The following is a 12677-nucleotide window of genomic DNA, read 5'->3' on the forward strand; positions in this document are numbered from 1 at the left end:
ACTGGGGAGCCGGCCAGATCCTGCATATGAGAACTCCTCCGCCGAAGAGCCAGGCGATCGCCGGGCTTCGGCCACCCGGCGAGACTTTGTCCGGAGTCTAGGGACAAGGGGCGTAGCGCACTTGATGTGGATCAAGCGCAGCGGCTTGGCGACGAACCGCAATTGCAGGTGCGGCGGGAGTGGGCGATCGTCTGAATCCGCCCCTCGACTATCCGGCGGCCTGGACCTTCGCCTGCCCCTGCGCCGCGAGCCGCTCCAGCGCCGCCACTTCGATGACGCCCTCGCGCGCCGCGGCCGCGAAGGCGTTGTAGTCGTGCTGGGTTTGCTCGGCGTAGGCCGCGGCAAAGCGCACCATCGCGTCGTCGAACACCTCCGACTTGCCGAGATAGCCGCCGATCAGCGCCGCGTCGCCCGACTTGGCATGCGCGAGCGCAAGCGCCCAGCCGCACAGGGTGCAGTACTCCGCGAACGCCGAAGGCGGCGTCGCGTGCGGCTCGAGCTCGATGCTGCCCTTCATGTCGCGCAGCTGTCGCACGTAGTAGTCGACGCCGTCGATATGGCCCCAGCCGAGAAAAATGTCCGGCGAGCCCTGGATCAGACGCTGCCCCATCACCACGCGCTCGCCCTGATTGGCCGGCGGCGTGAAGCCGGGACGCGCGGGCAGGTACGGCGACAGCACGGACGCCTGCGCTTCCTTCAGTTGGAGGAACAGCGGGTCGTCCTTGTCCCGGCCCTGCATCAGCGCCACCCAGCACCGCGTGCCGACGCTGCCCACGCCGACCACCTTCTGCGCCGAGTCGATCATGCGGTAGCGCGACAGCAGCAGCCGCCGGTCGGGTGCGAGCGAATCGAGATAGCCGGAAAGGAACAGGCCCAGCGCCTCCTGCACCGGCCGGCCCGTCGAGGTGTGGGTCTGCCGCACGATGAAAGGGTGCTGCTCGACGATGCGATGCTGGTCGTCGACCAGGTCGGTCATCTTGTCGAGCACCTGCAGGTGGGTGCGCTTGCGTGCCTTCTCCAGCACGGCGGCGGCGCCCGGCTGCAGCCAGGTCGGCAGCGCGTCGATCAGGCGTGCGCTGTCGATGGTGTCGTACCAGACGTCGAGCAGGCCCATGCCGGCATAGCGGCGGATGCGGTGGCGGTAGCTCTGGGCGGCCGCACGCGCAGCGGCCTCGCAAGCGGCCACGTCGCCGCCGAGGTACTGCGACGCGACGTAGGCGCTCGCGGCGAGTCGCTTGACGTCCCATTCCCACGGACCGGGCTGCGTCTCGTCGAAGTCGTTGATCGCGAAGACGAGTTGCCGCTCGGCCGAGGCGAAGACGCCGAAGTTGGCCACATGCATGTCGCCGCACGCCTGCACCTGCAGGCCGGTGGTGACGCTCGATGCGAGGTCGGCCGCCATCACCGCCGCAGAGCCCCGCAGGAAGGCGAAGGGCGACTGCATCATGCGCGCGTGGCGCACCGGGATGAGGTCGGGCAGGCGCGTCACCGCCTGCTGGCGCAGGATGGCGACCGGATCGACCTCGGGCCGCCGCTCGAAGGCGCCGTGGCTGGCGCGCGGCACGCGCTCGCGAAGCGCCTTGCCGGCGGCCATGCGCTCGTCCACGCCGGGCCGCTCCGCCGTGAAGGCCTCAACCAGTTCTTCCGCCCGCGCGATCGCCGCCTGGCTGGTCGCCTCGCTCCCGTTGTTTCGCGCCATTCCTCGCTCCGTGATGATGGAATGGCTCCATTCTGCGCGCCGCGAGGATGCCAACGGGCGGCGCGCGAGCGCCTAACCCGCGCCGCGCCCGATGGCCGCGCGCAGGTGCGCGGGGATCTCGATGGCCCGATGGGTTTCGAGCGATGTCGTGACCAGCACCTGCCGCATCCGCATGCGCGTCTCGCCTTCGGCGTCGAAACAGTGCAGCCCGAGCGTGATCGAGCGGGTGCCGAGCTGCTCCACCGCGAGGCCGAGGATCACGCGATCGCCCATGCGGCTCACCGCGCGGAAGTCCGCTTCGAGCCGCACCGTCGGCAGGCCGATGCGCTGTTCGACGATCAGCGTGCGATAGCCGATGTCGAGCCCGTCGTTGACCCAGTCCTCGACGAGGCCGTTGAACATCACGAAATACTGCGGGTAGAAGACGATGCCCGCCGGGTCGCAGTCGGAGAAGCGGATCAGCCGTTCGCGGCAGAACTCCGCGCCGGTGGCGACCGGGTCGCTCATGCGTTCTCCTCGGCCGAAGGCTCGTTCCGCATCACAAGCACCCGCAGCTGGCCCAGTTGCGCATAGAGCTGTCGCACGGTCTTCGTGTCGAGGCCCGAGAACATCTCGAGAATCCACTGCTCGTGCTCCTTCGCCATCGCCTCGAAGCTGCGGCGGCCCTTGGCGGTGAGGCTCACGATCCACGCACGGCGGTCATCGGGACTCGGCGTGCGCGAGACGAAGCCTTCGCGCTCCAGCTCGTCGGTGAGGCCTGTGACGTTACCGCCGGTCACCATCAGGTAGCGCGAGAGCACGCGCATCTTCAGGCCCTCGCGGTAGCGGTAGAGCTGCGCCATGTAGTCGAAGCGCGCGAGCGTGATGTCGAAGCGCTCGCGCAGGCGCTTGCGGATCTCGGCCTCGATCTGCGTGGTGCTCGCAAGCATGCGCAGCCAGAGCTTGAGCACCACGTGGTCGTCATGCCGTGCACGGGCCTCGTGGCCGAGTTCTTCCGCGTCGCTGAGCGCCGCATGCGATGGGTCGTTGGTACTGTCGATCATGGTGTGACTTCTCCCCCTGAAACGGAAATCGATTGTCCATTCATCGAGGCAGCGCCCTCGCCGCAAAGCCAGCGCACCGCATCGGCGACCTCGGCCGGCTGCACGATGCGGCGCTGCGGATTGACGGCCGCGAATTCCGCCAGCGCGTCGGCTTCGCTGCGGCCGGTCTTGCCGACCACGTTGGCGACGCTGTTGCGCAGGATGTCGGTTTCCGTGTAGCCCGGGCACACCGCGTTGACGGTGATGCCCTTGCGCGCCACTTCGAGCGCGAGCGAGCGCGTGAGCCCGATCACGCCATGCTTGGCCGCCGTGTAGGCCGAGACGTAGGCATAGCCCTTCTGCCCCGCGGTGCTCGCGATGTTGACGATGCGGCCCCACCCCGCGTCGAGCATGTCGGGCAGTGCCGCCTGCGCACAGAGAAAGCTGCCGGTGAGGTTCACGGCCAGCATGCGCTGCCACAGTTCGATCGAGGTCTTGAGGAACGGCGCGCTCTCGGCCTGCCCCGCGTTGTTGACGAGGATCGCCACCGGCCCCGAGGCCGCGCGAAGCGCCTCGAACGCGGCGCGCACCGAGGCCTCGTCGCTCACGTCGGCCGCCGCCACGGCGTGGCCGGTACCCGGCAGCGCCTTCTGCACCTTCTCCAGCGCAGCGCGATCACGGCCGATGAGGCTGACGCGCGCACCTTCGGCAGCGAGCGTTCTCGCGATCTCCGCGCCTATGCCGCGTGCGGCTCCGGTGACGACGGCGTGGCGGCCTTTGAGGGCATTGTTCATGGCGTACCTAAAACATTGACAACTAAATTAATTCTACTCTTCGACGCTCCAGCGTGGCCTCAGGGATTCAACGCATGAAACGGCCACCGTTGAGATCGAGCGTCGCGCCGGTGGTGAAGGCACCCGCTTCCGAGGCCAGGTAGACCACCGCCGCGGCCACTTCGCGCCCCTCGCCGAAGCGGCCGAGCGGAATCGTGGCCTGCACCGCGCGCCGGCGCGATGCGTCCATCGCGTCGAGCACCGGGCTGCGGATCGCCGCCGGTGCGATCGCGTTGACCGTGACGCCGCTCGGCGCGAGTTCCTGCGCGAACGAGCGCGTGAGCGCCAGCAACGCCGCCTTCGAGGCCGCGTAGTGCGCACCCGTCGCCTGGCTCGGCTGCTGGCCCGCCATCGAGGACAGATTGATGATCCGCCCCGCCCCCGCGCGCGCATGTGGAGGCCGGCGATGCGGCAGCCGAAGAAGCTGCCGCGCAGGTTGACCGCCATCACGTTGTCCCATTCGTCGGCGCCGATGTCCCAGAGCGAAGTCGAAGGCGTGAGCGCGGCGTTGTTGACCATCACGTCGATCGCCCCGAAGCGCTTCACGGCCGCGTCGAAGCAGCGGCCGAACGCGGCTTCGTCGCGCACGTCGAGCGGCATCGCGATGCATTCGCGGCCTTCGGACTGCATCTCGGCGGCGACCGCCTGCACGGCGTCGCCGTCGATATCGGCCAGTGCGACGCGCGTGCCCGCCTGGGCCAGTCCGCGGGCAATGGCTTCTCCAAGGCCCCGGCCCGCGCCCGTCACGAAAGCCGCCCGACCGGTCAACGAAAACATCGCGCTACCTGCCGCGCCCGGCGGGCTGCCGGTCCCAGGTGGATTCGGAGACGCCGCGCTCGCGCAGCTTGTACTTCTGCACCTTGCCGTTCTCGGTGCGCGGCAGGTCGCCCATCAGGTCGATATAGCGCGGGACCGCGAAGTACGGCAGCCGTGCCTCGCAGTAGCGCGCGAGTTCGGCGAAATCGATTCGGCAGTCCGCACGGGCGACGAGCGCGGCCATGACTTCGTCTTCCGCGAGTTCGGAGCGCACCGGGTAGACCGCGCACGACGCGACCGACGGATGGCTCAGCAGCACCTGCTCGACTTCGAACGACGAGATGTTCTCGCCGCGCCGCCGGATCGCGTCCTTGATGCGATCGACGAAGCGGAACGCGCCATCGCCCTCGCGGATCACGCGGTCGCCGGTGTGGAACCACAGGTTGCGCCAGGCCTCGACCGTCTTTTCGGGCATGTTGAAGTAGCCGCTCGCGAAGGCGTAGGGCTCGTCGGCACGAAGCAGCAGCTCGCCGGCCTCGCCGGGGGCGACTTCGACGTCGTCCTCATCGGCCACGCGGGCCTGGAAGCCCTGGCGGACCCAGCCCATCACGCCGCCGCGCGGCGAATCGGGCGCGGTCGCGATCACGAAGTTGGTCTCGGTGGAGCCGTAGCCTTCGAGCAGCTTCACACCGGTTCGCTCGAAGAAGGCCTTGCCCGCCGCGGCCGGCACGCCGGGGCCCAGGCCGATGCGCACGCGGTGGTCGCGCTCGCCACCGCCTTCGCGCTGGGCGAGCAGGATCGGCACCATCGCGCCGAGCAGATAGACCACGGTGGCGCCGCTCGCGCGCATCGCGGGCCAGAAGCCCGAGGCGGAGAAGCGCGATTCGAACACGACCTCGCAACCTGTCACCGCCGCCTGCGCGAAGGTGTTGAGCGCGTTGATGTGGAAGAGCGGCAGCGTGGTGCACAGGACGTCGTCGCGGCCGACGCCCAGCACCTCGGCGCTGTTGACGCCCCACCAGAAGTACTGCGCGTGCGGGCACACCACGCCCTTCGCGGGGCCAGTGGTGCCGGAGGTGTAGAGGATCGCAATCGGCTCGCCGGGCTGTGCGTCGGCGGGAGGAGCCGGTTCGGACGCCTCGGGATATCGCGACACGCGCACCGTGGACGACCCCCGCCACGCCGGATGCGCTTCGCCCACCACCCAGATCTCGCGCAGCTTCGTGCGTGCGAGGTCGGCCGTGCTCAGGCGTTCGAGAAACTCGGCTTCGATTACCAGCAGCTTCGCTTCGCTGTTGGCGAGGAAGTACTCGATCTGCGGCCCCATCGACGCGGTGTTGACCGGCACCGTTGCCGCGCCCATCCAGCCCGCGCCCAGAAAAACTTCGAGGAACTCGATGCGATTGCCGCACATCAGCGCGACCCGGTCGCCGCGCGCGACGCCGGCCTGCATCAGCGCACCCGCGCGCGTCGCGGCGGCGCTCGCCGCATCCTCATGCGACCACGCCCGCCCCGCGATCTTCAGCAGCCTGCGGCCCGCGAACAGCGCGCTCTGGCGCTGCAACATCGCCGGCAACGTGCGCTGCGCGGGCGGCAGCGCGCGGGGTTCAGTCGTCATCGTGGGTGCCTCCACCCAGGTACGTGGCCTGCACGCGCGGGTCGCTCTCCAGTTGCGCCGAGGGCCCCGAGAGCGCGATCTCGCCGGTTTCGAGCACGTAGCCGTGGTCGGAGCTTTCGAGCGCGGCGCGTGCGTTCTGCTCCACCAGCAGGATCGAGACGCCGTCGTCGCGCAGCTTGCGCACGATGGTGAGGATGTCGCGCACGATCAGCGGTGCGAGGCCGAGGCTGGGCTCGTCGAGCATCAGCAGGCGCGGCTCGGACATCAGCGCACGGCCGACCGCGAGCATCTGGCGCTCGCCACCCGAGAGCGTGTCGGCGCGCTGCGTGCGACGTTCGGCGAGGCGCGGGAAGCGGTCGTAGACGAACTGCAGGCGCCGCTTGAGTGCGTCGCTCCGAAGGCGCTTCGAGAACGCGCCGAGCTGCAGGTTGTCGAGCACGCTGAGTTCGCCGAAGAGCTCGCGCTTCTCGGGCACGAGGCAGAGCCCCCGTTCCACGCGCGCCTCGACGTCGAGGCCATGCAGGTCCTCGCCTTCGAAGCGAAGCACGCCCTTGCACGGCAGCAGGCCCATCGCGGCGGCCAGCAGCGTGGTCTTGCCGGCGCCGTTGGGGCCGATCACGGAGATGATCTGGCCCTTGTCGAGCTTGAGCGATACCCCTCGCACCGCATCGACCTGCCCGTAGGACACATGCAGGTCGCCAATCTCCAGCATGGCGGTCATACGACGCTCCCGAGATAGGCCGCCTGCACACGCTCGTCCGCACGCACCGCGGCGGGCACGCCTTCCACCAGCTTGGAGCCGAAGTTCATCACCACCAACCGATCCACCAGTTTCATCACGAAGTCCATGTCGTGTTCGACGATCAGAATGGTCACGCCCTCCTCGCGCAGCTTGCGCAGCAGGTCGCCGAGCGCCATCTTTTCCTTGCGGCGCAGGCCGGCCGCGGGTTCGTCGAGCACCAGCAGCACCGGGTCGGCCGCGAGTGCGCGGGCGATTTCCAGGATGCGCTGTGTGCCCAGCGGCAGGCTGCCCGCGAGTTCATGCGCCCGGTCGCCCAGGCCGATGCGCTCGAGCTGCCGTTGCGCTTCCTGGAGGATCTGCTGCTCCTCCACGCGGTCGAGCCGCAAGCCCGCCTTGAGCAGGCCCGAGCGGGTGCGCGAATGCGCGCCGAGCGCGACGTTGTCGAGCAAGGTCATGTGCGGCCGCAGCTTGACGTGCTGGAAGGTGCGCGCCAAGCCCAGCCGCGCCACCTTGCGCTGCGGCATGCCGGCGATGTCGTGGCCGAGGAAGCGCACCTGGCCCGCGGTCATCGGCATCGTGCAGGTCAGCAGGTTGAACATGGTCGACTTGCCCGCGCCGTTCGGCCCGATCAGGCCGAGGATTTCGCCGGCATTGACTTCGAAGCTCACCTCGTTGACCGCGACGAGGCCGCCGAAGCGCTTGACCGCGCCGTTGACCGACAGGATCGGCGTACCGCGCTCGGGCAGGGTCCGGTGCGCCAGCGGCTCGACCGGCCCCGAGGCTTCGCGCCGTGGCGCGGCGAAGCGGCCGCGCGTGAAGCGGCGCACGAAGCCCATCAGGCCGCCGCGCGCAAAGTGCAGCAACAGGATGAAGAGCGTCGCGAAAGCCACCGCTTCGAGCTGGCCGGCGCGCTGCGTGAGCAGCGGCAGCACGTCCTGCAGCGCGTTCTTTATCACCAGCACCAGTGCGGCGCCGACCAGTGCACCCGCGAGCTGGCCGAGGCCGCCGGCGACCGCCATCAGCAGATATTCGATGCTGGCGCGAACATCGAAAGGCGAAGGGCTCACGAAGCGGTTCATGTGCGCATAGAGCCAGCCCGCGAGACCCGCATAGAGCGCCGCAGTGACGAACAGCGAGAGCCGCACGCGGTAGGCGTCCTCGCCGACGCTCGCGAGCAGGATCGAGCCGCCGCGCAGACTGCGGATCGCGCGGCCGGGGCGCGACTGCAGCAGGTTGTTGCTGAACAGGAAGGCCAGTCCGACGATCGCCCAGATCAGGTAGTAAATCGCGCGCGGATCGGTCAGCGAGAAGCCGGCGATCGAGAGCGGCGGAATGTTCGACAGGCCCGTGTGGCGGCCCAGCGCGTCGACGTTGCCGAACAGCATCGCGATCGAGAGCCCCCACGCGATGGTGGAGAGCGGCAGGAAGTGCCCGCCCAGCCGCAGCGTGAGCATGCCGATCGCGAGTGCCGAAAGGCCCGTGAGCGCCAGCGCGAACGCGAGCCCGATCCACGGCGACATGCCCTGCGTCGTGGTGAGCCACGCGGTCGCATAGGCCGCGATGCCGACGAAGGCGGCCTGCCCGAAGGAGGTCGCGCCGCCGATGCCGGTGAGCAGCACCAGCCCCAGCGCGACCAGCGCACCGATGCCGATGTCGTTGAGCAGCGAGACGGTGAAGTTGCCCGCGATCATCGGTGCGAGCGCGAGTGCCGCGATCAACACGCCGATCCAGAGCCTGCGCGGGTTCATCCGCCCGGCCCGCGATGCAGCGGCGGCGGTCGATTTCACGCCGAGCGCAATCCCGGCGTCGTCCGGTCTTCCGATCGATTGGCTCATTGGTCCACCTCGTCTTCTTCCTCTTCGGAGTGCACGGTGAGGAACGACCTCAGCATCAGCACCGGTATCAGCAAGCTGAACACGATCACGTCCTTCAACGCGCCGCTCCAGAACGACGCGAAGCTCTCGACCACGCCCACCGCGAGCGCGCCGACCGCGGTCATCGGGTAGCTCACGAGGCCGCCGATGATCGCGGCCACGAAGGCCTTCAGGCCGATGATGAAGCCCGAGTCGTAATACATGGTGGTCACCGGCGCGATCAGCACGCCGATGAGACCGGCCAGCAGCGATGCGCTGCCATAAGCCAGCACCGCGGTACGCGCGGGCCGGATGCCGACCAGCCGCGCTCCGACGCGGTTCACCGCGGTCGCGCGCAGTGCCTTGCCGGCCACGGTGCGTTCGAACACCAGGAAGAACAGGCCGCTCAGCACGATGGCCGAAGCCACCATGAGCACCACCTGCCCGCTCACGGTAAAGCCTTCGCCGAGCGGAATGGCGCCGCCCGCGAGCGGGTTGGTGCGCGAGCCTTCCGGTCCGAAGAACAGCAAGCCGAGGCCCGACAGCAGGAAGTGCAGCGCAAGCGACACGATCAGCAGCACCAGCACCGAAGCATCCGCGATCGGCTGGAACACGATGCGCGCCAGCAGCGGGCCGATCGGCACCACGAGCAGCACTGTCACCGCGATCTGCACCGCGGCAGGCACGCCCGCGCGCGATGCGGCCCAGGCCAGCGCGCAGGGCACCAGCGGAAGGACACCCCAGGCGAGGACCGCCTTCGGAATCGCGGTGGCTTCTCCCTTGCGGATGAGGCTGCCGATCTCAGTCAGCGTTGCAATCGCGGCCAGCACAGCGACCAGGCCGATGGTGGGCGGAAGGCGGTTGGTCTCGAAGGCCGCCAGCGTCAGCGCCGCGAAGGCCGCGATATCGCCGAACGGCACGAACACCACCCGCGTGACGGAAAAGATCAGTACCAGCCCCAGCCCTGCGAGCAGATAGACCGCGCCATTGGCAAGCCCGTCGATGCCCAGGATGAGCGCCACGTCCCATGTCATTGAAAAAATCCTCTCAGTGGTGTCTTCGTATCGACCGCGCGATCACGCAGTCAGGGCGCCAATTTCCATTGACCGTTGTCCAGCTTGACAATCACGCGGGCGCGCTCGTCGACGCCGTAGAGACTGCCCGGCTTGAAGTTGTAGACGCCGTGCGTGCCGACGACTTCCTTGGTGCTCGCGATCGCGTCGCGCAGCGACTGGCGGAACTCCGGCGTCCCCGGCTCGCCCTTGGCGCGTGCGGCCGCATCGGTGAAGACAAGCCAGCCGTCGAACGAATAGGCCGAGAAGGCATCGCTGGTCGGTGCGTTGTTGACCTTCTGGAAGATCGCGCGGAAGTCCATCGCGATCTTCTTGGTCGGGTATTCGGCCGGCAATTGCTCCGCGACGATCACCGGCCCGGTGGGCATCAGCGCGCCCTGCCCCGCCGCGCCGACGACGCGCACGAAGTCGGGGTTGATGAGGCCGTGCTGCCCGTAGACCGGGCCCTTGAAGCCGCGCTCGCTCAGCGCGAGGAAGGGCAGCGCGCCCGGCGTGCCGGCGCCGCCGGTCATCACCGCATCGGGCTTCATCGCGAGCAGCTTCAGGATCTGGCCGGTGACCGACTGGTCCGAGCGGGCATAGCGTTCGTTGCCGAGCACCTTGATGCCGGCCTCGGGCGCGGACTTCATCAGCGCGTTGTAGACGAGGTCGCCCCACGCATCGGAGAAGCCGATGTAGCCGACCGTCTTCACGCCGTCCTTCTTCATGCGCTGGACGACCGCGTCGATCATGAGCTGAGTGGGCTGCGCGACGGTGAAGACCCAGGCGTTCTCGGCCGGGTCGAGCTGGATCGGCGTGAGGCCGATCATCGGCACCTTGGCGTCGCGGCCGACCTGCGCCATGGCGATCGCGGCCGGCACGCCGGACGTGCCCATCAGCACGTCGACCTTGTCCTCTTCCACCAGCTTGCGCGCATTGCGGCCGGCGTTCGTCGGGTCGGAGCCGTCGTCGAGCACGATGAGCTGGATCTTGCGGCCGTTGACCTCGGGCTTGTACGCGAGCGCCGCCTGCATGCCCTTGGCATACGGCACGCCGAGCGACGAGTTGGGGCCGGAAAGCGAAACGCTCAGTCCGACCTTGAGATCGGCCGCGAATGCCGTCGTCGCGAGGCCGGCGCCCACCGCGGCTGCGAGCGCGGTGCGCGTCAAGGTCTGCATCAAGCTCTTCATGTCGTGACTCCTGGGAAGGGTTTGGAATGGATGAGCAACCGCTCAGATGAACAACTGGATGGCCGGCAGCGCGCGCGCGGCATTGAGCAGATCGACGCGCTTCTGGCGGATGGACCAACCGGCCGCGTCGCGAACGAGTCGATGCCGATAGGTGCCGGCGAGCATCACCTGCTCTTCGCCGCGCGCTTCGACATAGATGAAAGGGGTGCGCAACTCGACCTCGCCGGTCGCTGCGTGCTCGCGCTCGATGACGGAGCGCTGCAGCACATGCTGGCAATGGCTCGCCGGATGCTGCGAATGCGTGCGCGGGTTCTTGAGCCGGTCGACCCGCAGTTGCAGCAGCAGCCGGTCTTCGTAGGCGATGGAGTTGTGCGAGTGCGGATCGGCCTGCGCCGCGCCGAGCAGCGGCACCCAGTAGCGCCCATCCTCGGCGAACAGGGCGAGCCATTCGTCGAAGCGGCCCGCATCGAGCAGCGCCGCCTCTTCGGCGATGAAGTCGCGCGGATCGAGCTCGGAAACTTCCGTGCTTCGCACTGCGGTGCGATCGCCTTCGGGCGGCCGGGCGGCGCTCATGGCTGCGACTCCATGCCGGCGGTCATGAACTTCGCCCAAGCGCGGAACTGGTTGCGCATCAAGAGCTCGTTGGTGCCGTTGGTGGTGATCGATGATTGCGAGAGCTCGCCCACCTCGAAGTTGCGATGCAGGCTCACCCACTCGTTGCCTTCGGCGTGCAGGCCGACCTGGATGCTCTCGAAGAGATGCACGTCGTCGTGCGCCACGATCGACATCGGCGAGAAGACGAGCCGGTTGTAGCTCATCGCGCGTTCGAAGAGCACATCGGGCGCACCCGCGGCGCGGAACGCCCAGGCTTCGATCAGCGTGCGGTTGGCGGACAGCGGACGGATCACGCGGATCGCCTGCGGCGAGCCCTTCACCGAGAGGCTCGGAAAAAGACCGAGTTCTGCGGCGAGCGCTGAAGGATCTCCATCGCGCGCTCGTCGCCGTGCGCCTCGCGCATCGCCGCCTCGTAGTCGGGCAGCTGCGCATAGTTCGAATGGATGCTGAAGTTCACCCCGAGCACGCTGTGCCCGTTGGCGAACACGCGCCCGCCCATCTTGTCGAAGAAGTCGTAGCCGGAGCCGAAGGGCAGGATCTGCTCCATCGCCATCGGCTTGGGTGCATCGGCCGCGCGGCCCTGCCAGAGCGCATCGGCGGCCTGCGTGGCCGATTCGTGCGTCGACATCGGATGCACCGTGTCGTTGATGTTCTCCAGGTACATCTTCCAGTTGCAATGGATGATGTTGCGCATCACGCCGCCGGCCGCGGTGAGCTTGCCTTCGGGCGAGCGGTCGACCATGTTGTCGATCGCGCCGAGCACCTCGCCGAAGTACTCGCCGAACTCCGGGCCTTCCTCGGCGATGCGCGCGAAGACGAAGTCACGGTAGACGGCGACGTGCTTCAACTCGCTCAGACCCTGGCCCGACTCGCATTCCTTGAGGCGCGTGCCTTCGTAGCCGTTCTTGAGCGGGATCGCGAGCGGTGCGCCGTCCAGCTTGTAGGTCCACGCGTGGTACGGGCAACGGAAGAACTTGCCGGTGTTGCCGCTTTCGTCCGACACCAGCCGCGCGCCCTTGTGCGCGCAGCGGTTGTAGAGCACGCGCACGCTGCCGTCCGCCTGCCGCACCATCATCACCGGCCGGCCCGCGAGATCGAGAGAATAGAAATCGCCCGCGTTCGGCACCTGGCTGGTGTGGCCGACGTAGAGCCAGGTGTTGGCGAAGAACTGCTCCTGTTCCAGCGCGAAGAGTTCATCGCTCAGGTAGATGTCGCGGTGCACGCGATCGTCCTGCACGAGCGCACGGATCGCCTCGGGGTGGCTGCGGTAAGTCATGGCTTCTCTTTCAGGGAGCGC

At 68.4% G+C, this 12677-nt stretch carries 10 protein-coding genes and 2 pseudogenes; all 12 read right to left on the reverse strand.

The features are described from left to right. Positions 1 to 208: 208 nt before the first annotated feature. Positions 209 to 1699, reverse strand: a complete 1491-nt coding sequence (locus tag ACQ858_RS16180; protein ID WP_431273690.1) for a DUF2252 domain-containing protein — start codon at positions 1697 to 1699, stop codon at positions 209 to 211. A gap of 72 nt (positions 1700 to 1771) precedes the next feature. After that, positions 1772 to 2206 carry an acyl-CoA thioesterase gene (locus ACQ858_RS16185; protein ID WP_431273691.1) on the reverse strand — a complete coding sequence of 145 codons (435 nt, stop codon included), beginning with the start codon at positions 2204 to 2206 and terminating at the stop codon, positions 1772 to 1774. Beyond that, the gene (locus tag ACQ858_RS16190; RefSeq protein ID WP_431273692.1) at positions 2203 to 2742 is read right to left on the reverse strand and encodes a MarR family winged helix-turn-helix transcriptional regulator; all 540 of its coding nucleotides are present in this window, start codon (positions 2740 to 2742) and stop codon (positions 2203 to 2205) included. Before ACQ858_RS16190 ends, ACQ858_RS16185 begins: the two co-directional genes overlap by 4 nt. Beyond that, positions 2739 to 3515 carry an SDR family NAD(P)-dependent oxidoreductase gene (locus ACQ858_RS16195; RefSeq protein ID WP_431273693.1) on the reverse strand — a complete coding sequence of 259 codons (777 nt, stop codon included), beginning with the start codon at positions 3513 to 3515 and terminating at the stop codon, positions 2739 to 2741. Before ACQ858_RS16195 ends, ACQ858_RS16190 begins: the two co-directional genes overlap by 4 nt. 67 nt (positions 3516 to 3582) lie before the next feature. Next, positions 3583 to 4331 (reverse strand): annotated as a pseudogene (locus ACQ858_RS16200) (SDR family NAD(P)-dependent oxidoreductase). 4 nt (positions 4332 to 4335) lie between these two features. Continuing rightward, a complete protein-coding gene (locus tag ACQ858_RS16205; RefSeq protein ID WP_431273694.1) occupies positions 4336 to 5928 on the reverse strand; it encodes an ATP-dependent acyl-CoA ligase in 1593 nt (530 codons plus the stop codon). Continuing rightward, positions 5918 to 6649 carry an ABC transporter ATP-binding protein gene (locus ACQ858_RS16210; protein WP_431273695.1) on the reverse strand — a complete coding sequence of 244 codons (732 nt, stop codon included), beginning with the start codon at positions 6647 to 6649 and terminating at the stop codon, positions 5918 to 5920. The genes ACQ858_RS16205 and ACQ858_RS16210 overlap by 11 nt, the downstream gene beginning before the upstream one ends. Further along, positions 6646 to 8418: an ABC transporter permease subunit gene (locus tag ACQ858_RS16215; protein WP_431276879.1), complete on the reverse strand. Its 1773-nt coding sequence runs from the start codon at positions 8416 to 8418 to the stop codon at positions 6646 to 6648. The genes ACQ858_RS16210 and ACQ858_RS16215 overlap by 4 nt, the downstream gene beginning before the upstream one ends. 83 nt (positions 8419 to 8501) lie before the next feature. Further along, a complete protein-coding gene (locus ACQ858_RS16220) occupies positions 8502 to 9557 on the reverse strand; it encodes a branched-chain amino acid ABC transporter permease (RefSeq protein ID WP_431273696.1) in 1056 nt (351 codons plus the stop codon). A gap of 50 nt (positions 9558 to 9607) precedes the next feature. Then, positions 9608 to 10765: an ABC transporter substrate-binding protein gene (locus ACQ858_RS16225; protein WP_431273697.1), complete on the reverse strand. Its 1158-nt coding sequence runs from the start codon at positions 10763 to 10765 to the stop codon at positions 9608 to 9610. 42 nt (positions 10766 to 10807) lie between these two features. Continuing rightward, entirely contained in the window at positions 10808 to 11338 is a 531-nt protein-coding gene (locus ACQ858_RS16230) for an aromatic-ring-hydroxylating dioxygenase subunit beta (protein WP_431273698.1), read from the reverse strand. Next, a pseudogene (locus ACQ858_RS16235) lies at positions 11335 to 12656 on the reverse strand (aromatic ring-hydroxylating dioxygenase subunit alpha). The gene ACQ858_RS16230 and the pseudogene ACQ858_RS16235 overlap by 4 nt, the downstream one beginning before the upstream one ends. Between the last annotated feature and the right edge of the window lie 21 nt (positions 12657 to 12677).

Source organism: Variovorax ureilyticus (assembly GCF_050632185.1).
Classification (GTDB): Bacteria; Pseudomonadota; Gammaproteobacteria; order Burkholderiales; family Burkholderiaceae_C; genus Variovorax; species Variovorax ureilyticus_A.

Bases quoted from the DNA above. Each gene is read 5' to 3' on its own strand.
- ACQ858_RS16205 (WP_431273694.1), bottom strand. From the start codon at position 5,928: ATGACGACTGAACCCCGCGCGCTGCCGCCCGCGCAGCGCACGTTGCCG.
- ACQ858_RS16225 (WP_431273697.1), bottom strand. From the start codon at position 10,765: ATGAAGAGCTTGATGCAGACCTTGACGCGCACCGCGCTCGCAGCCGCG.
- ACQ858_RS16210 (WP_431273695.1), bottom strand. From the start codon at position 6,649: ATGACCGCCATGCTGGAGATTGGCGACCTGCATGTGTCCTACGGGCAG.
- ACQ858_RS16215 (WP_431276879.1), bottom strand. From the start codon at position 8,418: ATGAACCCGCGCAGGCTCTGGATCGGCGTGTTGATCGCGGCACTCGCG.
- ACQ858_RS16195 (WP_431273693.1), bottom strand. From the start codon at position 3,515: ATGAACAATGCCCTCAAAGGCCGCCACGCCGTCGTCACCGGAGCCGCA.
- ACQ858_RS16190 (WP_431273692.1), bottom strand. From the start codon at position 2,742: ATGATCGACAGTACCAACGACCCATCGCATGCGGCGCTCAGCGACGCG.
- ACQ858_RS16230 (WP_431273698.1), bottom strand. From the start codon at position 11,338: ATGAGCGCCGCCCGGCCGCCCGAAGGCGATCGCACCGCAGTGCGAAGC.
- ACQ858_RS16220 (WP_431273696.1), bottom strand. From the start codon at position 9,557: ATGACATGGGACGTGGCGCTCATCCTGGGCATCGACGGGCTTGCCAAT.
- ACQ858_RS16185 (WP_431273691.1), bottom strand. From the start codon at position 2,206: ATGAGCGACCCGGTCGCCACCGGCGCGGAGTTCTGCCGCGAACGGCTG.
- ACQ858_RS16180 (WP_431273690.1), bottom strand. From the start codon at position 1,699: ATGGCGCGAAACAACGGGAGCGAGGCGACCAGCCAGGCGGCGATCGCG.